At 71.4% G+C, this 21206-nt stretch carries 19 protein-coding genes and 4 pseudogenes; 12 read left to right on the forward strand and 11 right to left on the reverse strand.

Features of this window, described 5'->3' with window-relative positions:
- Positions 1–95 precede the first annotated feature (95 nt).
- Both htpG and AB4039_RS07910 read right to left on the reverse strand, forming a co-directional pair.
- Positions 96–2015, reverse strand: coding sequence for a molecular chaperone HtpG (gene htpG, locus AB4039_RS07905; RefSeq protein WP_266846311.1), 1920 nt, complete (start codon positions 2013–2015; stop codon positions 96–98).
- A 115-nt stretch (positions 2016–2130) separates the two neighbouring features.
- The gene (locus AB4039_RS07910; protein ID WP_442270360.1) at positions 2131–2781 is read right to left on the reverse strand and encodes a type III effector protein; all 651 of its coding nucleotides are present in this window, start codon (positions 2779–2781) and stop codon (positions 2131–2133) included.
- 127 nt (positions 2782–2908) lie between these two features.
- Here AB4039_RS07910 and AB4039_RS07915 point away from each other — a divergent pair, with 127 nt between their 5' ends.
- The 3 genes from AB4039_RS07915 to AB4039_RS07925 all read left to right on the forward strand — a co-directional run bounded on the left by AB4039_RS07915 (position 2909) and on the right by AB4039_RS07925 (position 4334).
- The gene (locus AB4039_RS07915) at positions 2909–3340 is read left to right on the forward strand and encodes an Hsp20/alpha crystallin family protein (protein ID WP_442270361.1); all 432 of its coding nucleotides are present in this window, start codon (positions 2909–2911) and stop codon (positions 3338–3340) included.
- Positions 3341–3436: 96 nt separating this feature from the next.
- The gene (locus AB4039_RS07920; protein WP_266846314.1) at positions 3437–3832 is read left to right on the forward strand and encodes a DUF2267 domain-containing protein; all 396 of its coding nucleotides are present in this window, start codon (positions 3437–3439) and stop codon (positions 3830–3832) included.
- Positions 3833–3890: 58 nt separating this feature from the next.
- Positions 3891–4334 carry a DUF2267 domain-containing protein gene (locus AB4039_RS07925; protein WP_266846315.1) on the forward strand — a complete coding sequence of 148 codons (444 nt, stop codon included), beginning with the start codon at positions 3891–3893 and terminating at the stop codon, positions 4332–4334.
- Between the two features lie 112 nt (positions 4335–4446).
- On the opposite strand, the gene AB4039_RS07930 is transcribed toward AB4039_RS07925, so the two are convergent.
- From AB4039_RS07930 to AB4039_RS07940, 3 genes and pseudogenes are all read right to left on the reverse strand, one after another.
- The gene (locus tag AB4039_RS07930) at positions 4447–5163 is read right to left on the reverse strand and encodes a hypothetical protein (protein ID WP_442270362.1); all 717 of its coding nucleotides are present in this window, start codon (positions 5161–5163) and stop codon (positions 4447–4449) included.
- Positions 5164–5599: 436 nt separating this feature from the next.
- A pseudogene (locus tag AB4039_RS07935) lies at positions 5600–5718 on the reverse strand (NADPH-dependent F420 reductase); the annotation flags it as partial.
- 336 nt (positions 5719–6054) lie between these two features.
- On the reverse strand, positions 6055–6189 hold the full coding sequence (locus AB4039_RS07940; protein ID WP_266846317.1) for a hypothetical protein: 135 nt from the start codon (positions 6187–6189) through the stop codon (positions 6055–6057).
- 361 nt (positions 6190–6550) lie between these two features.
- On the opposite strand from AB4039_RS07940, the gene AB4039_RS07945 reads away from it, so the two are divergent.
- From AB4039_RS07945 to AB4039_RS07965, 5 genes and pseudogenes are all read left to right on the forward strand, one after another.
- The gene (locus tag AB4039_RS07945; RefSeq protein WP_442270363.1) at positions 6551–7717 is read left to right on the forward strand and encodes a S1 family peptidase; all 1167 of its coding nucleotides are present in this window, start codon (positions 6551–6553) and stop codon (positions 7715–7717) included.
- A gap of 556 nt (positions 7718–8273) precedes the next feature.
- Positions 8274–9533, forward strand: a complete 1260-nt coding sequence (locus AB4039_RS07950) for a family 16 glycosylhydrolase (RefSeq protein ID WP_442270364.1) — start codon at positions 8274–8276, stop codon at positions 9531–9533.
- A 111-nt stretch (positions 9534–9644) separates the two neighbouring features.
- Positions 9645–10777: pseudogene (locus tag AB4039_RS07955) on the forward strand (glycoside hydrolase family 64 protein); the annotation flags it as partial.
- A 21-nt stretch (positions 10778–10798) separates the two neighbouring features.
- On the forward strand, positions 10799–11308 hold the full coding sequence (locus AB4039_RS07960) for a carbohydrate-binding protein (protein WP_442270398.1): 510 nt from the start codon (positions 10799–10801) through the stop codon (positions 11306–11308).
- 286 nt (positions 11309–11594) lie between these two features.
- Positions 11595–11672 (forward strand): hypothetical protein, encoded by a 78-nt coding sequence (locus tag AB4039_RS07965; RefSeq protein WP_266846364.1) that lies wholly within the window; start codon positions 11595–11597, stop codon positions 11670–11672.
- On the opposite strand, the pseudogene AB4039_RS07970 reads toward AB4039_RS07965, so the two are convergent.
- The 4 genes and pseudogenes from AB4039_RS07970 to AB4039_RS07985 form a co-directional block, all read right to left on the reverse strand.
- Positions 11648–12012: pseudogene (locus AB4039_RS07970) on the reverse strand (helix-turn-helix domain-containing protein); the annotation flags it as partial. The gene AB4039_RS07965 and the pseudogene AB4039_RS07970 overlap by 25 nt on opposite strands.
- Positions 12013–12105: 93 nt before the next feature.
- A complete protein-coding gene (locus AB4039_RS07975) occupies positions 12106–12468 on the reverse strand; it encodes a hypothetical protein (RefSeq protein ID WP_266846321.1) in 363 nt (120 codons plus the stop codon).
- Between the two features lie 441 nt (positions 12469–12909).
- On the reverse strand, positions 12910–14136 hold the full coding sequence (locus AB4039_RS07980) for a D-alanyl-D-alanine carboxypeptidase family protein (protein ID WP_442270365.1): 1227 nt from the start codon (positions 14134–14136) through the stop codon (positions 12910–12912).
- Between the two features lie 314 nt (positions 14137–14450).
- Positions 14451–14627 carry a hypothetical protein gene (locus AB4039_RS07985; RefSeq protein ID WP_442270366.1) on the reverse strand — a complete coding sequence of 59 codons (177 nt, stop codon included), beginning with the start codon at positions 14625–14627 and terminating at the stop codon, positions 14451–14453.
- A 1095-nt stretch (positions 14628–15722) separates the two neighbouring features.
- Here AB4039_RS07985 and AB4039_RS07990 point away from each other — a divergent pair.
- Complete coding sequence (locus AB4039_RS07990) at positions 15723–16142, forward strand: hypothetical protein (RefSeq protein WP_442270367.1); 420 nt, start codon at positions 15723–15725, stop codon at positions 16140–16142.
- Between the two features lie 174 nt (positions 16143–16316).
- Here AB4039_RS07990 and AB4039_RS07995 read toward each other — a convergent pair whose 3' ends face one another.
- Complete coding sequence (locus tag AB4039_RS07995) at positions 16317–17288, reverse strand: WYL domain-containing protein (protein WP_266846325.1); 972 nt, start codon at positions 17286–17288, stop codon at positions 16317–16319.
- 98 nt (positions 17289–17386) lie between these two features.
- Here AB4039_RS07995 and AB4039_RS08000 point away from each other — a divergent pair, with 98 nt between their 5' ends.
- Positions 17387–18049 (forward strand): TIGR03086 family metal-binding protein, encoded by a 663-nt coding sequence (locus AB4039_RS08000; protein WP_266846326.1) that lies wholly within the window; start codon positions 17387–17389, stop codon positions 18047–18049.
- 79 nt (positions 18050–18128) lie between these two features.
- Here the strand turns inward: AB4039_RS08000 and AB4039_RS08005 are convergent, their stop codons facing one another.
- Positions 18129–18833 carry a CDP-diacylglycerol diphosphatase gene (locus tag AB4039_RS08005; protein WP_266846327.1) on the reverse strand — a complete coding sequence of 235 codons (705 nt, stop codon included), beginning with the start codon at positions 18831–18833 and terminating at the stop codon, positions 18129–18131.
- A gap of 612 nt (positions 18834–19445) precedes the next feature.
- Between AB4039_RS08005 and AB4039_RS08010 the strand changes: the two genes are divergently transcribed.
- Positions 19446–20270, forward strand: a complete 825-nt coding sequence (locus tag AB4039_RS08010; protein ID WP_266846328.1) for an SDR family oxidoreductase — start codon at positions 19446–19448, stop codon at positions 20268–20270.
- 165 nt (positions 20271–20435) lie between these two features.
- Positions 20436–21197 (forward strand): annotated as a pseudogene (locus AB4039_RS08015) (cytochrome P450); the annotation flags it as partial.
- Positions 21198–21206 lie beyond the last annotated feature (9 nt).

Genomic DNA, 21206 nt, shown 5'->3' on the forward strand with positions numbered 1-21206 from the left:
GTGTCCTCCCCGCGCCTGTCGCGCGTCCGTCTGCTCCGGCGCCCCGAACGGGGGCCGGAGCAGACGGGTTCCTCTGTGCCGGGCTGCTTCCGTGGTTACAGCGTGCGGGTCAGGTGGTCGGTGAGCAGCCGGGTGAAGCGGGCCGGGTCGGGCAGGTCGCCCCCTTCGGCGAGCAGTGCGCTGCCGTAGATCAGCTCGGCGATCTCTGTCAACGCTGAGTCGTCGGTGCCTGCGTGGTGTGCGGTGCGCAGGGTGGTGATCAGGGGGTGCGTGGGGTTGAGTTCCAGGATTCGTTTGACGGTGGGCATCTGCTGGCCCATGGCCCGGTACATCTTTTCCAGGGTGGGTGTCACGTCGTGGGCGTCGCCGACGATGCAGGCTGCCGAGGTGGTCAGGCGTGATGACAGGCGTACCTGCTTGACGTGGTCGGACAGGGTGGTGGTCAGCCAGGGCAGTAGGGCGGCGAAGTCCTGCTCGCGCTGGGCCTTGTCGGCGTCGGTCTCGTTCTCGCCGTCGGCGGTCTGGTCGAGGTCGACCTGGCCCTTGGCGATGGACTGCAGACGATGGCCGTCGAAGGCGGGGACCTGGTCGACCCACACTTCGTCGATGGGGTCGGTAAGGATGAGCACCTCGTAGCCCTTGGCGGCGAAGGCTTCCATGTGCGGGGAGTTCTCCACCATGGCGCGGGTCTCGCCGGTCAGGTAGTAGATGGTGTCCTGGCCGTCCTTCATGCGCTCGACGTACTCGCGCAGCGTGGTGGTCTTCTCCGGGTCGTGGGTGGAGGCGGCCGACACCAGCTCCAGCAGGGCCTCGGTGTTGTCCGTGTCCTCGAGCAGGCCCTCCTTCAGTGCCCGGCCGAACTGGGCCCAGACCTTGCTGTAGCGCTCTGCGTCCTTGGACTGCATGTCCTTGATCGCGCCGAGGACCTTCTTTACCAGGCGTCGGCGTACTCCTTGGATCTGGCGGTCGTGCTGGAGGAGCTCGCGGGAGACGTTCAGCGACAGGTCGTGGGCGTCCACCACACCCTTGACGAAGCGCAGGTAGTGGGGCATGAGCGCTTCGCAGTCGTCCATGATGAACACCCGCTTGACGTACAGCTGCACGCCGGATTTGGACTCGCGGGAGTACAGGTCGAAGGGGGCCTGCGAGGGGATGAACAGCAGCGCCTCGTATTCGAAGGTGCCTTCGGCGCGCATGTGGATCGTCTCGGCCGGGGGCAGCCAGTCGTGGCTGATCTGCTGATAGAACTCGTTGTACTCGTCCTCGGTCACCTCGCTGCGAGGCCGGGCCCACAGCGCCTTCATCGAGTTGAGCGTGTCGAGGTCGGTGGTGGTATCGCCGTCGGCGTCGGGCCGGTCGGCGGCCATGCGGATCGGCCAGCGGATGAAGTCCGAGTAGCGCTTGACGATCTGCCGGATCTTCGGTTCGGAGAGGTAGTCGGCGAGTCCGTCCTCGCTGTCGGCGGGCTTTAGGTGCAGGGTGACCGAGGTGCCGACGGGGAGGTCGTCGGCGGCCTGGATGGTGTAGGAGCCCTCGCCGTCGGACTCCCACTGGGTGCCGGAGTCGGTGCCGGCCCGCCGGGTGCGCACGGTGACTTTGTCGGCGACCATGAACGCCGAGTAGAAGCCGACGCCGAACTGTCCGATCAGACTCTCCGCAGTGGCTACGTCCTTGGACTCCTTGATCTTTTCCAGCAGGCTGGCAGTGCCGGACTTGGCGATCGTGCCGATCAGCTCCACGAGATCGTCCCGGGTCATGCCGATGCCGTTGTCGCGGACGGTCAAGGTGCGGGCGTCCTTGTCGACCTCCAGCGAGATGTGCAGGTCAGCGGTGCCGTTCTCGGTGAGGCTGGCGTCGGTCAGTGATGCCAGCCTCAGCTTGTCCAGGGCATCGGAGGCATTCGAGATCAGCTCGCGCAGGAAGATGTCCTTGTTCGAGTAGATCGAGTGAATCACCAGCCGGAGCAACTGGCGGGTTTCGGCCTGGAATTCCAGCGTCTCGACGCTGCTGGCCATGCTGGGTCCTTTCAACGGAAGGTCATGAGCGGATGGGACTCGGGCACGGGGCGCCGTCGTCGGCGTGACGCGCAGGCGGGGCGCACCGTGCGGATGATGACTCTGCGTGTGCGAGTCAGTCTTCGTCAGAGGCTGTCGTTGTGTGGCGGGCTTCGAGGGCGTCCAGGGAGTCGGCGAGATCGGTGTGGCGGGCGTCGAGGTAGGGACGCATGCCGGCCAGGGGCGCGATGAGCTCGGCGGCGTCCGCGGCGCCGAGAGCGGTGTGCAGGGCGGCCTGAGCCGAGCGCGCTTCGGGCGTGAGGTGGGCGAGCGCGGTGATCTGTCCGGCGAGGCGGCGCAGGTCGGCTGCGTGGGCGCGGGCCCAGGTGGCAGCGGTGCGGTCGGCGGCGCGGCGTTCCCGGGTGGCCTGCACGCGTTGCTCTCCGGTGGTGCCGGCGGGGCCGGGCCGGCCCCGCAGGTAGCGGCGTTCAGCGGCTTGGCGGCTGGCGACACCGAGGGGGTGGGCGAGGTCGGCCCAGCTGGCGCCTGCGTCGCGGGCGGTTTCGATCAGGCCGGTTTCCCAGCCGGCGAGCTGCTCTCGCACCTGCCGCAGCAGCATCAGGGAGGCCAGGGCCTGCTCGGGGCCGGGCCCGGCGGCGTCGGAGGTCTCGTTCTGGGCACCGCGCAACGCGTCGTCTATGGCGGCCAGGGCTGCCGCGGCGGCCATGAAGGACGTCGGACTGGGGGCCTCGGTACTGGCCGCGGACGGCTGGTCGGCTGCGGTCACGGGCACCTCCCTCGGAATGTCATCCAGTTGATGACGTCATGATTGTCATCCACTGGACGACATGTTACAACAGGGTCTGTGCAGCGCATTGGCAGCAACCGCTCGAACCTGCTGGAGGTGTTTCACGATGTTGATGCGCACTGACCCCTTCCGTGAGCTGGACCGGATGGCGCAGCAGCTGATGGGCCCGGGTACCTGGTCGAAGCCGTCGGTGATGCCGATGGACGCCTACCGCGAGGGTGACGAGTACGTGGTGGCCTTCGACGTCCCCGGCGTGACCGCGGACGCGATCGACATCGACGTCGAGCGGAACATGCTGACCGTCAAGGCCGAGCGACGGCCGACGGCGAAGCTCGACGACGTAAAGATGGAACTGTCCGAGCGGCCGCTGGGCGTCTACTCCCGCCAGATCGTGCTCGCCGACACCCTCGACACCGAACGCATCCAGGCCGACTACGACGCCGGCGTTCTCACCCTGCGCATCCCGATCGCGGAGCGCGCCAAGCCCCGCAAGGTCTCCATCGGTGTCGGCTCCGGCCGCAAGGAGATCTCCGGCTGAGCCCGTCCGGAACCGGTGCGGAGGACGCCCACCTGGTCTCCCCCTCCCCGCCCTCCGCACCCCTGTGGAACCGACGACACGAAGGGGCGGCGGCTGATGACCTTGAGACACGAACCGTTCCTCGACCGTGTGAAGGAACGCGGCGAATACGACACCGCGGAGGAAGCCGAGCGCGCGGCGCGCGTGGTACTCGCCCTGCTCGGCGCACACCTGATCGGTGAAGTGCGCGCCCAGCTCGCGGCACGCCTTCCGGAGGGCTTCGCCCTGATCCTGCTCAACCCGCTGCAGAGCACCGAGCCACTTCCCCCCGAGCGATTCGTCCGCGCGACAGCCGCCTGGATCGAGGGCGCCACCGAGCAGACCGCGACGTGGGACGTCAGCGCCGTGCTGTCCACCGTCGCCGACACGGCAGGCGAGGACCTGACCGGGCAGGTCCTGCTTCAGCTCCCCGTCGGCTACGACCTTCTCTTCGGCCGCCCCCAGCCCATCTGACCAAGACCGGTAGTGCCGTGCCCGGCGCTCCCATGGCTCCTGAAAGGCATGTCCCGCAGTGATCACCGATGCGCGCGTACCGCTTGCGCACCAGCAGCCGTGCTCGACGGCTTACGAGCAGATGCTGGAGAAGGTCCGCTACGAAGGCGCCTACCCCACCCGTGAACGGGCCGAAGAAGCGGTCCGCGCGGTGCTCGCCGGACTCGGACGTCAACTGACCGGTGACGAACGCGTCGACCTGGCCCGCTGCCTGCCCCTGGAGGCGGCACGCGTGCTGACCGCGCAGATCCCCGACACCCAGCCACTGACCGGCTGGGACTTCATCAAGGACCTCGCCACCCGCTCCGGCGCGTCCCTGGCCACCACCCGCTGGGACACCGGCTCCGTTTTCGCCGCAGTCCGAGCCCACGCCGGCCCCGACCTGATCAGCCGCATCCTCCACCAGCTCCCCACCGACTGGGCTCTGCTGTTCGGCCAAGCAGAAATCACCCCCGCCGCATAGACGCCGAGACGCACGCTCGGGGCACATCACAAGGGCGCTATGCGGAAAAGAACACGAAGGCCCTGCTCCGTCCAGGAGTGAACGGGGGGGGGGAGCAGGGCCTCGTGCAAGCTCAGCGGCCCACGGGGCCCAGGAGGGCCTCCGGCGACCGTGGCCCCGCCCTCCGGGCCGGTCCGGCGAAGGGGACCAGCACGAACGTGGTGTTGGTCGAGGACTGGGTGACGACGGTTACGCCCATGCCCGACGCCATGGCGAGGTAGGGGTTGCGGCCGACGGCCTTGATCAGGATGTCGCGAGCCCTGCCGACCATGAGCAGTTTGAGGAGCTTTCCCAGGTAGTGGACGGCGACCAGGATCAGAGCGGCGCCGATCACGATGGTGAACAGTGGACCGAGTGTGCTGCTGACGTGCGAGGTCGCGTGGATCACGCCGTGTTCCACTGGCCTGGTGGCCGCCCGGATGAAGTTGAAGTGGGCCGGGTTCGGCAACCAGTCCGTGCCGTAGAGCGCATTGGTCAACGTCCCGCTGATGCGTTGCAGCGGATGCCAGACCAGCTCGAACGGGAAGAAGATCAGCAGCGCGAGCCAGTTGTAGAAGTCATGGACGGTCGAGGCGCCGAGCGCCCTGCGGAACTTCGTGCGGTCGCCGATGAAGGTCAGTGCAACCAGGCTCGTCGTCACGGTGGTGCCGACGTTCGCGCCCAGAACGATGGGGATCGCGCCCTCGATGGGCAACACGCCCGCCCCTACGGCGGTGACAGCGATGGCCGTCGTCGTGGCGGACGACTGGATCAGGACCGTACCGAGAACGCCGACGCTCAGCCGACCCACGGGTTCGCGGCGAAGGCGAACATGGTGTGCGCCGCCTCGCCGCCCAGCCCTGCGAAGCCGCGACTGATGATGCTCACGGCACAGGTCAGCAGGTAGATCAGCCCGGCGACACCGGACCAGCCGAGGGCTTTGGTCCATACGGGGAGCTGGATGGCTCCGGCGTCGCTCTCGGTGGCGGGGGCCGTGACCGCCGAGCCGCCGCCGGAAGGGGTCCGCCCGGAGACGTCGCCCCCTTTGCGGCTGTTGTCCGGCCCGCTGTCGGATGTAGCTTCCGCAATGGACCAAGGCTACGAGCTCCTGCCGGGGAGCGCCCGTGGCTGAGCACCGTATGCATATGGCGACGGCTGGTGCCGTCAGACCGGCGGTCGGTCGGTTTTAGGGCGTGAGCGCCGCGGAAGGGCCGGGCTCCGGGGCGGCGGGGTGCCGGAACAGGACGTCAGCGGGCGATCGAGACGGCGAAGGGCTTGAAACGTGTCGGCGCAGGATGTGGGGAACGACCAGGATCATGGCCTCGGTGGCGCGGGCCGTGGTGGTGCCGCCGAGGTCCTCGATCCAGCAGGCCGGTCAGCCTCGCCTCTGGCACGAACACGGTGAGCCGGCCGGGGTCGGCGTCGTACGACACGACGGTGACGTGTCCGACGAGCTCGGGGGGGATGGCTGCCCACCGCTCCCGCAGCGTCAAGCCGGCGGCAGAGAGTTCCCAGGCCCGCTCGGTGACCAGCGCGCCGATCGCCGCCCCGACCCCCACCGGCTCGCGTCCGTCGCGTCGCACCGTCGTGACGGCCCGCGGCTTCCTCTTCGCCTTCTGGCCGTTGCCGCCCTTCCGGGCCGCCTCCATCGCGGCCCGCAGCGCGACCCGGGCCAGATCGACGCCGGACGTCTCGCCGCTGTTCATGCCTGCCCCCGGGTGGTGTAGCCGAGCAGGTGCCCGAGGTCGGCCGGGCGCTGCACCTGGGCGACGAACGCCCGCGTGAACAGGCGCTGGGACGAGGGCTCGCGGTACCGGTCGATGTGGTCGAAAACCACTGGTTGAAGCCGCGGAACCGGCCATAGGGGATGAGCAGCACGGAGGTTCGAGGGGCCGGAGGCCAGGCCCCGGGCCAGGTGCGGCGCCGACAACGCCCTCTGCAGCGAACGCGCGGACCTGGGCGTTGAGATCGGCCGTGTAATTCACCAGTCCACGACCACGACCGCGACGGCGGTCAGGCCGGAGACGAAGTCGGCCCTCGGCGCCGGGGGCAGTCCTCGGTGACCGGATGGTCGCGCGGGTCCCGCCGCGGCGGAAGCGGACCTTGGTATGGACCTGACAAGTGGGATGGGCTAGCGTAACGCCCGACACTCCGTGAGAGCGCTCTCAAGCGTTCAATCCCCCACGCCAGGAGGTCTCGTGAAACACGCCACCCCCTTACGCGCCGCCCTCGCCACCCTGCTCCTGACCGTCGGCCTAGGCGCCGCCCATGCCGGCGTGGCGACCGCCGTCCCGCTTCCGGAGCCCACCGCGGCATCGTCCGCCGCAGCGCCGTCCGCCTCGGCCGGACTGGTCGACGCGATGCGCCGGGACCTCGGGCTCACCGCTTCCCAGGCCGAGGAACGGCTGAGCGCAGAAAAGGCCGCCGCGGTCGTGGAGAAGACCGCACGGCAGGCCGCGGGTGGCTCCTACGGCGGCTCGTGGTACGAGCCGTCCACCGGCCGGCTCGTCGTCGCGGTGACCGACCGCGCGGCGGAATCCGAGGTGCGGGCACTGGGCGCCGACACCCGCCTCGTCAGGCACAGCGCCGCCGCGCTGGACCGCGCCAAAGCGCGCCTGGACACGCTGCACGCCCCCACCGGGGTGGCCGGCTGGCACGTCGACCCGCGGACCAACAGCGTCGTCGTCACGGTCGTACGTGCCGAGCGGAAAGCCCCCGCCGTACGGGCGTTCGTTGACCAGGCCCGAGCCGCCGGCCCCGTCACCGTCGCCGAGACGGCGCAGCCGCCCCGTACCTACGCCGCGGGCACCGTCGGCGGCGACCCGTACTACACCGGCAACGTCCGCTGTTCGATCGGCTTCTCCGTGTACGGCGGCTTCGTAACGGCTGGGCACTGCGGGCAGGCGGGGGCCGCTGTGCGCGGCTGGGACGGGTCCGCGATGGGCACCTTCCAGGGATCCTCGTTCCCCGGCAACGACTACGCGTACGTCGGCATCCACAGCGGCTGGTGGACCGTACCGGTGGTGCTCGGCTGGGGCACCATCCCGGACCAGCTGGTACGCGGCTCCGCCGAGGCACCCGTGGGCGCCTCGGTCTGCCGGTCGGGGTCCACGACGCACTGGCACTGCGGCACCGTGCTCGCCAAGAACGAGACCGTCAACTACAGCCAGGGCGCGGTCTACCAGATGACGAAGACCAGCGTCTGCGCCGAGGGAGGCGACTCCGGCGGCTCGTTCCTCAGCGGGGATCAGGCCCAAGGCGTCACCTCGGGCGGCTGGGGCAACTGCTCGTCCGGCGGCCAGACGTGGTTCCAGCCGGTCAACGAAATCCTCAGCCGCTACGGCCTGACGCTGCACACCGCCTGACGCCGGACACCACCTGACCCTGCACACGCCTGAGGTCGGCGCGGCACCAGGTCCTTCCGGGCGCGCACACCCGGAAGGACCTGTCGCCCGGCTTCCCGTACGGGGCCGGCGGCGCTGCTCGCCGAGGTGTCCAGGGTCGCGGACCAACGCCGCTGCACCCATCGAGGGGCTGCACGGCGCCGGCCACTTACGCATGAACGGGGAACCGTCGACCAGGGCTGGGTTCGTGGCCGGGAGCACACGGTCCGGACACCGGCACGGAGCACCCGCGGCGGCCGTCCACCCGACGATCACGTGCCGCTCCGATTCACACCTCTCTGCCTCAAGCCAGCCTTAAGAGATCGTTAAACCGAAAGCCACAAGAGAAAACCGCAGTTCAGAGGCGTGCGAGGAGTGAGGTCTGACGTTGCCATGACGGTTACCCCTCCGTAATACTCACTGCCTCGGGTGACATTGCGTCACGCTTGAGAGCGCTCTCGTACCCCTCTTGTCACTCTTCACGGCTCGCCCGGCCTGGCCCCCTCCTCCTCCCCCACCCAGACAAGGAACCATGCCCATGGCTGCTGCTCATCGCGCACGCCGTCGCTCCCTCGGCGGAGTGGTGCTCTTCGTGACCACCGCCCTGATCGCGGCGGTGCTCATGTCCTTCACCCGTCCGGTCGCCCCGCCCGCCGGTGCCGCAGTTGTCGCGCAGACCTGGTCCGACGAGTTCGACGGCGCGGCCGGCCGCGCTCCTGACGCCGCCAAGTGGACGCTTGAGAGCGGCGGTTCGGGCTTCGGCAACCACGAGCTGCAGTACTACACCAACAGCACCTCGAACGCCGCGCTCGACGGCCAGGGCAACCTCGTCATCACCGCGCGGAAGAACACCGACGCCGGCCTCGGCTGCTGGTACGGGCAGTGCCAGTACACCTCGGCCCGGCTGAACACCGCCAAAACCTTCACCCAGGCGTACGGCCGCTTCGAGGCCCGCATCAAAATCCCGCGCGGCCAGGGCATCTGGCCCGCCTTCTGGATGCTCGGCAACGACCTCGGCAGCGTGGGCTGGCCCAACAGCGGCGAGATCGACATCATGGAGAACATCGGCCGCGAACCCAGCACCGTGCACGGTACGGTGCACGGCCCCGGCTATTCCGGAGCGGGCGGTCTCGGCGCCGCGTACAACCTGCCCGGCGGCCGCGCCTTCGCCGACGACTTCCACGTGTTCGCCGTCGACTGGAGCCCGAACTCCGTCGCCTGGTCGGTGGACGGCACCACGTACAAGACCCTCACGCCGGCCGACACCGGCGGCAACAAGTGGGTCTTCGACCACCCGTTCTTCGTCATCCTCAACCTGGCGGTCGGTGGGGACTGGCCCGGCAGCCCGGACACCTCCACCTCCTTCCCGCAGACGATGACCGTCGACTACGTCCGCGCCTCCTCCGCCGGCGCACCCGCCGCACGCCCGATCCGTGGCATCGGCGGCATGTGCGTCGACGTCGCCGGCGGCTCCGACGCCGACCGCACCCCCATCCAGCTGCACGACTGCACCGGCAGCGCGGCCCAGCAGTGGACCATCGGGGGCGACGGCACCGTCCGCGCCCTCGGCAAGTGCCTGGACGTCGCGGGTGGCTCCACCGCCGACGGCGCCGTCGTCCAGCTCTACACCTGCAACGGCACCAACGCCCAGAAGTGGACGTACACCGCCGCCCGTGACCTCACCAACACCGGTGCGGGCAAGTGCCTGGATGCCAAGGGCAACTCCTCCGCCGACGGCACCCGGTTGCAGACCTGGACCTGCACCGGCGCAGCCAACCAGAAGTGGACGGTCGGCTGACCCACCAGCCCCGCCGCCCTCCCTTCTCCCCCGTCCCTGCGTCCGACCGCTCCCCCGCCCGACCTCACGAAGAACGGACCCCCACCCGTGACGGCTCGCCACCAACGAACCATGCCCCGTAGAAAACTCCTCGCCGTGACGGCGGGCCTGGCCCTGGCCGTGCCCGCCGCGGCAGCCTGGCTCGAGACGAGCGCCAACGCGTCCACCACTGCCACGCTCCCCCTGGACCTGGTGAACACCACCGGCAACAACACGGTGTTCGCTTATGTGCTCGGCCGTGACCCCGCGGCCGGTGGCACCTGGGCCTTCATCCAGGCCAACGGCTCCAGCCTGTACCACCCGCCGGCTCCGGCCAACGATCAGACCCCCCTCGGGGTCGACTGTGCCATCCCGCTCAACGCGTCCGGCGCCGGAGCGCGGAGGGTGACTCTGCCGCGCCTGGACAGCGGCCGCATCTACTTCTCCGTCGGCACGAAGCTCACCTTCCTGGTGAACCGCGGCGGCGGTCTGGCCCTGCCGTCGGTGAGCAACCTACCGACCCCAACGCGAACGTCGCTCACGACTTCTGCGAATTCACCTTCAACAGCGACCAGTTGTACGCCAACATCACATTCGTCGACATGGTCTCCCTGCCGATCGCCTTCGAACTGGAGACCGGGCAGGGCATCCAGACCGTGCGCGGGCTGCCCGCCGACGGACTGTCCCGGGTCGCCGCCGCCCTGCGGGCCCAGTCCGCCGCCGACGGCAGCGACTGGAGCCGACTGATCGTCACCGCGGGCGGCCGCGACGTGCGCGTGCTCAGCCCCAACCTGGCGATCCGCGGCAACAGCGCCCTGTTCCGCGGCTACTTCGACGGCTACGTAGACGAGGTGTGGAGCAAGTACCGCTCCGCCGACCTGCGCATCGACACCCAGTTCACCTGGGGAACCGTCACCGGCCGGGTGAACGGCGACGTCCTCGCCTTCCCCGGAGTCGGCAGCTTCGCCAAGCCGTCCACCCTTTCGATCTTCTCCTGCAGCGACACGCCTTTCACCACGGGCAACGACCTGATGGGCAATCTCAGCGCACGGCTCGCCGCCGCCTTCAACCGCACCACCCTGCTGGACAACCCCCACCAGCCGACCGCCGAGAATCCCGCCGCGTTCTACACCCGACCGCGCACCAACCATTACGCCCGCATCCTGCACGACACCACCCCCGACCATCTCGGGTACGCCTTCCCGTACGACGACGTGCACCCGGCCGGAGTCGACTTCGAGGGCAAGGTGCAGTCCGGCACCCCCGGCCGCTGGACCATCACGGTCGGCGGTCTGGCCGGCGGCGGCACACCGGCCCCGACGCCGACCGCCACCGCCCCGGGCGGCGGGGTCAGCGCCTTCACCACCATCCAGGCCGAGACGTTCATCGCCCAGTCCGGAGCACAGGTCGAGGCCTGCTCCGACGGCGGCGGCGGATCCGGCGTCGGTCATCTGTCCAACGGCGACTGGCTCAAGTTCTCTGCCGTCGCCTTCGGCCCCACCGGCGCCACCCGCTTCGACGCCCGCGTCGCTTCCGGGGCCGCCGGCGGAGTCAGCGGCCTGGTCCAGGTCCGCCTCGACAGCCCCACGGCCACCCCGGTCGGCGGCTTCGCCGTCGCCAACACCGGCGGCTGGCAGGCCTGGCGCACCGTCCCCGCCGACATCCGCCGCACCACCGGAACCCACGACGTCTACCTGACCTTCGACAGCGGCCAGCCCTCCGACTTCGTCAACGTCAACTGGTTCTCCTTCGCCTAGCCAGGCGGGCGCACGATCGGTGACAGGGGCGCTGGGGAGGCAGGGAGTCGTGTGTGAGAAAGGAACGGGGGCCGCTTGTGCGGATCCGAAGGGAGCGGCCCAGTGACCTGAGCCAGAGACTCGTTGTCAGTCGAGCATGCGTCGTCCGGGTCCGACGATTCCGCCGTTGTCGGTCACTGATGCCCAGCGACCAGTGCTGGAGGGCTGGTTACGTCGCCGTCCGACGGCTCAGGCTTTGGCTCAGCGGTCGCGGATCGTGCTGGAGTGCGCCGAAGGCCACTCGATCATGGAGGTGTCGCTACGGCTGCGGATCGCGCCGGACACGGTCCGCACCTGGCGGCGCACGTTCGCCGAGAACCGGTAATTGCGGGAGGAGGCTCCGACGGTGCGGTCGCGGACCGGGATCAAGGTTCCGTCCACGATCCACAGCCGGTCCACGTCGGCGACCGGCCGCGGGGCGGGCTCCAGGGCCGGCAACGGACGCAGGCGTGGGATGACCCGGCAGACGGTGGCCGGGGAGATCCCGAAGAGCGGGGCGAGCTGCCGCATGGTGAGGTTGGTGCGGTAGTGGACGGCAACCAGCAGGACCCGGTCGGCCGGCGGCAGGCACCACGGCCTGCCGCAAGCTTCGCGAACCGGTCGATTCGCAAGCCCGTGAACGTCTCGACCCACACTGGCTCGGCCCGCAACACCCACCCATACAGGAGAAATGCCCGGCACTGAGCCTTCTGCAACACCCGTTGGTCCCGGGCGGCTGCACCCGCACCCACTCGCACCGAGTGGCTCGTGGGGGTTGGTCAGAGGGTGGGGCAGAGGTTCTTCTGTACGGCGCCGAGGATGAGGGAGCTCTTGGCGGGGCCGAAGCCGCCCGGGTGGTGCGGGCTGATGAACCGCTCCTCGATCTGAGTGACGCGCCTGTTGGGGTTCTTCTCGGTCTTCATCGCGGTGCACTGGTCGAGGCCGCGGCTGATGGCCTTGTCGCCCTTGCCGTTGACTATCTCGGGGTCGATGGCGTTGAGGGCGGCGAGGTAGGTGGCTTGCTGGCCGGGCGCGGGTGAGACCTGGACGTCAGTGGCGGCTTTGGGGCTGCTGGAGCTGCACCCGGTGAGAGTGAGCAGGGTGGCCACGGCGAAGACGGCGGCGAGGTGGAGTGTGCGCATCGTGCCATGGTGGCCAGCGGTCGCCGTCCACGTCTACTGTGTGACCGTCCTGTGACGCGCGAAGGCCCCGCGGGTGGGCGGGGCTTGTGTCCGTGCACGCCGGACGTGCCCCCAGGCCCCGAACCACAGGTGGGCACTCCAGAGGATTGCCGCCCGGCAACAGCCCTCAGCCCTGTGCGGGGCCCGCCTGCGGTGCGGTGAAGCGGACGCTGGTGAGTTCCTCGGAGAGGTCCCAGAGCCATCGGCCCGCGCGTCGTCCCGGGCGTGCGCGCTGCGGCGGACGGGGGCCGGGTGGCCGCGCAGGCTGGTGGCGGCGTAACCGGGGTGGACCGCGTGCGCCGGCACGCGGGATCCGGCCTGCGTCAGCCGCCTCTGGAGCTCGTGGGTGAAGAGCAGCATCCCCGCCACAGGCGGGCCGGGTGGGGCGTGTGCCCGGAAGCGTCAGGGCGTCGGCCCGGGGCCGGCGGTCTGCGACGGCGGAGCGGGGCGCGACCGTCGGCGCCGGAGGTGGTGCCAGGCCGCCGCGGCTGCGCCGGTGCCGGCGAGGAGGCCGGCCGGCCAGGCGTAGGCGGTCCCTGTGCCGACGGCGGACGCCGGGGGCGGCGGGGCGGCGGGCGGGGCGGCCGTTCCGGCTCGTTGGGGCCGGGGCGGCGGTAGGAGCGAGCCGACCGGCTCCACCCGGCCGGCGGCGGCGAAGCCCCAGTCCAGCAGGGCCCGCGTCTCCTCGTACACCGCGAAGGCGCCGCCCTGCTGGGGGTTCATGACGGTGACGAGGAGGGTGCGGCCGTCCCGTCGTGCGGCCGTGACCAGGGTGTATCCGGCTTCGGAGGTGTAGCCGTTCTTGACGCCGACGATGCCCGGGTAGACGCCGACGCCGTCCTCGCCGGTCAGCAGCCGGTTGGTGTTCTCGATGCCGTACGTCCAGGCCGGCCGCCCCTCGGCGTCCGTGTCCCCGGGGAACTGCGCGTCGGTGAGGGCCGCGTAGCGGGCGAAGTCGGGGTCGGCGAGCCCGGCCCGGCCGAACACGGCGAGGTCGTAGGCGGAGGACACCTGGCCTTCGGCGTCGTAGCCGTCCGGGGAAACGACGTGGGTGTCGGTCGCGCCCAAGGCGCGGGCCCGGGCTTGCATCTGGGCGGCCGTCTGCGTCCAGCCGCCGTTCATGGAGGCCAGGACGTGGACGGCGTCGTTGCCGGAGCTGAGGAAGACGCCCCGCCACAGGTCGGAGATCCGGTAGGTCAGGCCGGCGTCGAGCCCGACGAGGCTGCTGCCCTCGCCCACGTCGGCGAGTTCGGCGTCGGTGACGGTGTGGGTGCCGCCGCGCGGCAGGCGGGGCAGGGCCGTGAGCGCGAAGAGGGTCTTCATGGTGCTGGCGGGCGGCAGTCCCAGGTGGGCGTTGTGGGCGGCGAGCACCTCCCCGCTTCCGGAGTCGGCCACCAGCCAGGACAGTGCGGACAGGTCGTCGGGCAGGGCAGGGGCGCCCGGGCGGGGCCGGACCTGGACCCCTGGGCGGTGCAGCAGGGCGGGGTCCGGCGGGGCCTCGGCGCGCGGCGGAGCGGGCTCGGCCCGCGCCGCGGCGCCGGTGAGCGGGGGCATGAGGACGACGCTCGCGCCGGCTGCCAGGGCGGTCGCCCGGGCGAGGAGCCTGCGTGCTGACGGACTGAGGGCCATCCGGCCACGGTAGGGAGGCTCAAGGGGGTTCGCAGCCCGGCATGGGCCGAGCGGAGCAGCGCCCCGGGCCGGGTGGGGCACCGTCATCGATCGTGCCGGTGTTCCCCGTGCGGCCGTCTCGCGGTCCTGCCGCGTTGTGCGTACGCCCTCGCGGCGGTCCTGCCGCGTCGCGGCGGCGCCGTCCGGGGCCTGACCGGCGCGGTGTGGACCGCCGGTGAGGGGGGCGGCCGCGTCGGCCTGACGAGCTCGACCCGGAGGTCGAGCCACGTGCTGGGCCTCCGGCACTCCGCCGACGAGGACGAGGAGGAGGACGACTACGACAGCCGGCCCATGGTGGACGGCCTCAGGATCGCCCGGCGTATCTCCACGGCCGAACCGCCGGTCGGCAGGGCGGCTGGAACGCGGGGTGCGMTGAACGGCGAGGTACGCACGGGCGCGGCGGTCACCTCCGCCGAGGGGCCCGCGCGTACGCCCGGCAGACCGGCGGACACAGCTCTTCCTCGCCGCGCCGTGTGACCGCTGTGCGTGGGCAGGCGTGCATCCCGGCCCACGGACCCCTACGCCCACGGACCTCGGACACGCGCTCACGCGCAGCGCTCACCTCGGGCATCAGCCGATCAGAGGAGCCGGGGTGTCCGGGGCCCTCCTACGGGGGTCGGGACGTGCGTGCCCGTGGACGTCCGCAGAAGGCGGCCTGGTACGGGTCCGCCCGTACGCCGCCGCGGCGGCGGTCCCTGGTGCAAGGAGAGGTTTCCGCCATGCGCGCAGTCCTCCGCACCCGTTCCGCCCTGTGGGCGGTGTCCCTGGCGATGTTCTGCATCCGGCTGGATTTCTTCGCGCTGAACCTGGCCGTGCCCAACAGGGCCGGGGTCCTGCGCGATCCTCGCCCAACCGGGCCAGGAGTTCGGCCGGGGCGCCGGCTGCGGGCGGGTGGGCGCGGCCGGGCCGGCCGGGCGTGTGCCGCCGGCCCGCGGGCGTGCGCTTCATGGTGGCGGGGGTTCCCGTGGCTTTTCCCAGCACGTGCCCCAGGGCGAGGACGTGACGGGCGCCTCCGCCCTTGGCCGTGGGGAAGTCGATCTCGTCCTGCCGGCCGCGGTCGCAGATCTGCTGCAGAGTGAGGGCGCTGAGGATGGCGTCGAGGAGCCATCGGGCAACCGGGTCCCCGGGGATCCCCCCGGGGGGCGGGGCGATCGACGGAGGCCGGCCGCGGGGCGTTCCGGTAGACGCCCAGGTTCGCAGCTGGTGGAGCCGGCGCCCCCGGCCCCGACGTCCTGCTCATCGCCTGCACGGACCCGCGTCTGCACGCGGCGTCCATCGTGGGCTCCCTCCCCGGCGAGGTCTTCGAACTCCGCACCCCGGATGGTTCCGTCCCCGACGGGAGGGACCCCTCGGACATGACCGCCTGCCTGTCCACGGCTGCTGCCACGACCTGGAGAGCGGCGAAACGCGCTGCCACAGGCCCGAGACCGGGACGTACCATCCCGTCCGACGGCCGGGCCGGAGCCACCTGGAATCCTCGAAGTCCGGTTGAACGCGCAGGCCGCGGGCAGAGTCCGGTGGGTGTTCGTCGATCGAGGGGTGGGGCTGTGTCCGACATGAGCGTGGCGACGTTGGCTCTGTACTACCGCGACGAGGGGCCCGTACTCGTGGCACTGGGCGGGACCTCGATCCCCGCGAGGCTCGACGTCGTCGATCCGTCCGGCCGGGTCGTGGCCGTGTACGAGGTGGACGCGCCGTCCCCCGCGTCCGACTCCGACTCCGACTCCGACTCCGAAGGCACCTTCGGCGCGGACGATGTGATCGAGGTGTCCGGAGGGGCCGACATCAGGTTCATCGCGCTGGAGCGCGACTGCGACGGACGGCACTTCGTCAGAGCGGCGGTCGGCGGTCGCGAGCGGCTGTTCTCGGCGACGGTGAACTCCGCCACCGGGAAGGTGCTCTACGACGCCGGGGGCCCACCGGCGGTCCGCCCCACCCCGGCGAGCGGCGTGGTGACCGTCCTGTGAGGCGGTGACACGGCAAAGAGCCCCGGCCTCTGTGAGGAGGCCGGGGCCTTGATCGAGCGCTGGGCAGGCCTTGCACCTGCATTCCCCCACGGGAAGTGGGGTGTCTTTCCTTGGACCACCAACGCGAGCCCCGCGACCGGGAGTCCCGGCTGCGAGCACAAGATCGAATATACCCTACGGGCCGGGTGGAGCGGGCGGTTCCTCCCCCGGGTAGGTGTCCGTGAGTTCGGCGCCGATCCGGGCCAGCCACTGCCGTACCTCGGGCGGCTCCAGGACCTCGACCCCCGCCCCCAGCCCGGCCAGGTGGCCCGCCAGGGCCTTGGCGGCCGGGCCGGCCACCCAGACCTCGGTCCAGCCGTCGGGCAGCGGCCCGCCGACGCGCACACGGCCACCGAGGAACCGTTGCAGCAGGGGCAGCGTGTCGGGGCGGACGCGGGCCCTGGCGGTCACCGCGTACATGCCGTCCTGGAAGGCCCCGGCCAGCGCCCGCCACGCCGTGCCGAGGTCGAAGCCGGGCGGCCGGACCACCGGTTCACCGGTCGGCTCGACGGAGGTGACCCGGCTGAGCCGAAAGGTGCGCAGGCCGCTCTCCGTACCGGCGACCAGGTAGTCCACCCCCGCCTTGGCCACGAGCCCGAGCGGGTCGACGGTACGTTCGCCGGCGGGTTTGCCGAGGCCCGCGTACCCGAGGCGGACCCGGATCCCGTCCACGACGGCGGCCTGGAGCGCGGAACGGTGGGCGGCATCGGCGGTGACGGCGTTGCGGGACCAGTCCGTGGCGTCGACGACCCCCGCGCGGGTCGCGGCCTCGGCCTGCGGCCTCAGGGTCGGCGGCAGGGCCCGGACCAGCTTGCGCAGGGCGGTGCGCAGTTCGGGGGTGGCCGACAGGGGGCCGGTGATCAGGAAGAGCGCCCGGATCTCCTCGGCCGTCAGCCCGGTGAGGTTGGTACGGGCGCCGCCGACGAGGGACCAGCCGCCGCCGCGGCCGCGTTGCGAGTAGACGGGGATGCCGGACGTGGCCAGGGCCTCCAGGTCGCGGCGCGCGGTGCGCTGGGACACCTCCAGTTCGGCGGCCACTTCGGGGACGGTGACGCGGCCGCGCTCCTGGAGGAAGAGCAGGGTCGCCACCAGCCGGTCGGCTCTCATGCGTTCTTTCCTCCTGCGTGGTCGGGCTCGTCGTCGCCTTCGCATTTTCCACGGAAAACTGGCCGGAGGATGGCCACTTTTGCTTCCAGGATGGACGTATGAACAACACCGAGCAGCTCATCGAGACCCCGTCCGACTCCACCGGTACCGCCGCAGCCCCCTCCGAGCCCGCCTCCGCCGCCTCCCCTTCTTCCTTCGATCCGCGGGCCGACCTCGCCGCGGCCGTCGAGCTGGCGGGCCGTACGCTGGCCGCCGTCCGGCCCGGGCAGTACGACGACCCGACACCTTGCGAGGAGTTCGACGTGCGGCGGCTGTCCAGCCACCTCGTCGCCGTCGTCCGCCGGATCTCGGTGATCGGGCGCGGCGAGGACCCGTTCGGCGTGCCGTCCTTCGCCGACGAGATCCCCGACGGCGGATGGGCGGCGGCCTGGGAGCCGGGTGCCCGCGAGGTCGCGGAGGTGTGGGCGGATCCGGGCGTCCTGGGGCGGCAGCTGCGCCTGCCGATGGGCGTCCTGCCGGGTGCGGCCGCCGCGGCCGTCTACGCCCACGAGCTCACGGTGCACACCTGGGACCTGGCCAGGGCGACCGGACAGGAACCGGAGTGGGACCAGGGCCTGATCGAGCGGGTGATCGACGTCGTACGTCGCGCACTGCCGGCCGAGACCCGTGGCGGGCGGATCCCCTTCGGCGAGGTGGTCGCCGTGGACGCCGGGGCCCCGGCCATCGACCGGCTGGTGGCCTGGGCCGGACGCCGCCCCTGAGGGGCCTCGGGGCGGCGGACGACGTGCGGGCCGTCGTAGGCAGGTGACGGCCCGGCCGCCGGGCGCCCGCGGACCGGCGTCAGTACACGAGGAGGCGGTCGCAGGTGATGGTGCCGCTGGGGAGCGAGGCGTCGCTGTTGAGGACGTAGAAGGCGCCGTCGAAGGCGGTCGGGGTCATCCTCGGCACGACGATCAGCGTCTGGCCCGCCATCTGGAGTCCGAATGGTCGCACCACGTTCGTGTTCAGCAGGGCGAACAGGTTCGTCGTCAACGCAGGGAGCCGCAGGAGCCGGTAGGTACGGTCCCCGCCCGTTCCCGTCACCGGCGCCTGGTACTGGGTGTCCCCCCACTGCGACGGGTGCGTCGCGACCCGTCCCGCAGCGTCCAGGGCCTGCAGCCGCAGCTGCGTGCTGTCCCGGACCCCGGCCATGTGGATGTGCAGCTGGTTGAGCTGCCGGGCGGACTGCGAGTTGATCCCCAGCCCGATGTAGCGGTACTGCACGGGAACGTCACCGCCCCCGCGGGCGTTCTCCCAGGCCTCGTGCCAGTAGTTCGCGACGTTGGGGTTCAGCAGGAACGGGCACTCGATGCCCGTGATCCGGCAGGCCGGGACGGTCAGGTAGTTGTGCGTCGACGCGGGCTCGCCGTGCAGCACCACGTAGTGGGGGGCGGTCTTGAGGCAGTCCGCCTTGTGCCCGCTGGGCGGGACGATCCCCTGCGTGCAGTACTGCACGTCCTGCCACAGCGGGTCGGTGTCCGCGGGACTGCCGCAGAGGAGCTGCATCTGGGCCGGCGGGCACGGGCTCGGGCCGCCGGGAAGTGGTGGTTCCGTCGGGCAGGGACAGCCCGGCGTACCGCCGGGGCCGGGCGGCGGACACGCCGCAGCGGACGCGCCGCCGGCCGCCCCGGCCAGCAGGGCGCCCGCACCCAGGGCACCGGAAAGCGCCACGAACTGACGCCGGGGCATGGCGTTCGGCGTGCCGGTCGCATTCATGCAAGGACTCCGATGGTCGACGAACGCTGCTTCGGCCGACCAACCTAGGCGCCGGAACCCCCGCCTCCCGGGAGGAGGCGGGGGGAGCGCCCAGGATTGCGCCGGAAGGCCGAACGGCACCGGCCTCCGGTACCCGTGCGGTCGCCGAGCAGCCCCGCCGGCCCTGCGCCGCTGAACCCCGCCCCGCGCGGATCCCGTACGCGCCCACCGGATCCGTGCGCCGGCCGAGCCGCCACCGAGCAGGCGCCGCCGGGGTGTTGCGCCGACGGGGCCGGGGCCCCGTACGACGGGCTCGCCCCCGGTGCCGGAGTTGCCTTCGAGTCCACTCGATGGTGTTGGCTGGTGGGGAAACACCGCGACGTGCTGACCATACGGATGACGAGTTTCCTCGAGGAGCACACCATGACGCAGAAGATCTGGTTCATCACCGGTGCCTCACGCGGCTTCGGCAGGGAGTGGGCCATCGCCGCCCTCGAACGCGGCGATTCGGTGGCCGCGACCGCGCGCGACCTCTCCACGCTGGGCGACCTTCGCGAAAAGTACGGGGAGCGACTGCTGCCCCTGCGCCTCGACGTGACGGACCGTGACGCGGACTTCGCCGCCGTGCGGCAGGCGCACGAGCGGTTCGGGCGCCTCGACGTGGTGGTCAACAACGCCGGTTACGGCCACTTCGGCATGATCGAGGAACTCACCGAGGCCGAGGCGCGCGCGCAACTGGAGACCAACCTGTTCGGTGCCCTGTGGGTCACGCAGGCGGCGCTGCCGTTCCTGCGCGAGCAGGGCAGCGGCCACATCCTCCAGGTCTCCTCCATCGGGGGCATCAGCGCCTTCCCGCTGGTCGGGATCTACCACGCGTCGAAGTGGGCACTCGAAGGCATGAGCCAGGCACTGGCCCAGGAGGTGGCGCCGTTCGGCATCAAGGTCACGCTGATCGAGCCCGGCGGGTTCGCCACCGACTGGGCGGGTTCCTCGTCCAGCACGTCCGAGCCGCTGCCCGCGTACGCCGGCCTCCACCAGGAGGTGCAGGAGCAGCGCCGCAAGCGCGTCGGTACGCCGGGCGATCCGACCGCGTCCGCCGCGGCCGTGCTGAAGATCGTCGATGCCGACGAGCCGCCGCTGCGCTGCTTCTTCGGTTCGGCGCCGCTCGGCATCGCCAAGGCCGACTACGAGCAGCGTCTCGCGGTGTGGGAGAAGTGGCAGCCCGTGGCCGACCTGGCGCAGGGCTGAGCCGAGGGCGCTGTGCCGGGGGCGCGAGACCCGGAGCACGGAGCGGGCGGCCGAGGGCGAAAGCCCGTGCAACGATCTCCGGGGCGGAGGCCGGTGGCAATGGTCTCCGCCCGGTCGGGATCACTTCCGGACCGGGTGCCCGGGGAGCAACAGGGGCTGGTTCAGATCGACGTCTTCCGCGACGCCGGCTCGGTGGACCTGGTGGGCGGCTTCGCCTCCCACTTCCCCATCACCGTCATCGCCGACATGTTCGGACCGGACCGCTCCGGCCAGGAACGCATCAGCGGCTGGTACCGGGCCTCGGTGACGACCTGCTCTCGGCGCTCTGCACCGCCGAGGTCGACGAGGTGCGCACGAGCGACGGGGACATCAAGGCGTTCTGCAGCCTGATGCTGACGGCGGGCGCCGAGACCACCGACAAGGCCATCGCAGGACTCTTCTCGAACCTGCTCGCCGATCCGCGGCAGCTCTCGGCCGTCCGGCAGGACCGGACGCTGATCGACCGGGCCTTCGCGGAGACGCTGCGCCACAGCCCGCCCCGCACACATGATCATGCGTCAGGCCGCCGTCGACGTCACGCTGAGCGGTGGCACCATCCCGGCCGGTGCCACCGTCACCTGCCTGATCGGCGCGGCCAACCGCGACCCCGGGCGCTACAAGGATCCGGACTGCTTCGACGTCTTCCGGGACGACCTGACGGCGACCACAGCCTTCCCCGCGGCCGCGGACCATCTGGCGTTCGCGCTCGGACGGCACTTCTGCGGCGGCGCCCTGCTGGCCAGGGCCGAGGTCGAGATCGCCACGAACCAGCTCCTGGACGCCATGGCGGACCTGCGGCCGGCCTGCGGCTACGACCCGGCCGAACAGGGCGTCTTCACCCGCGGCCCGAGGTCCCTCCTCGTGGACCTCACCCCGCCCACGGCCTGAGCGGCGGCG

It is taken from the genome of Streptomyces sp. M-16, from assembly GCF_052114405.1.
Lineage (GTDB): Bacteria > Actinomycetota > Actinomycetes > Streptomycetales > Streptomycetaceae > Streptomyces.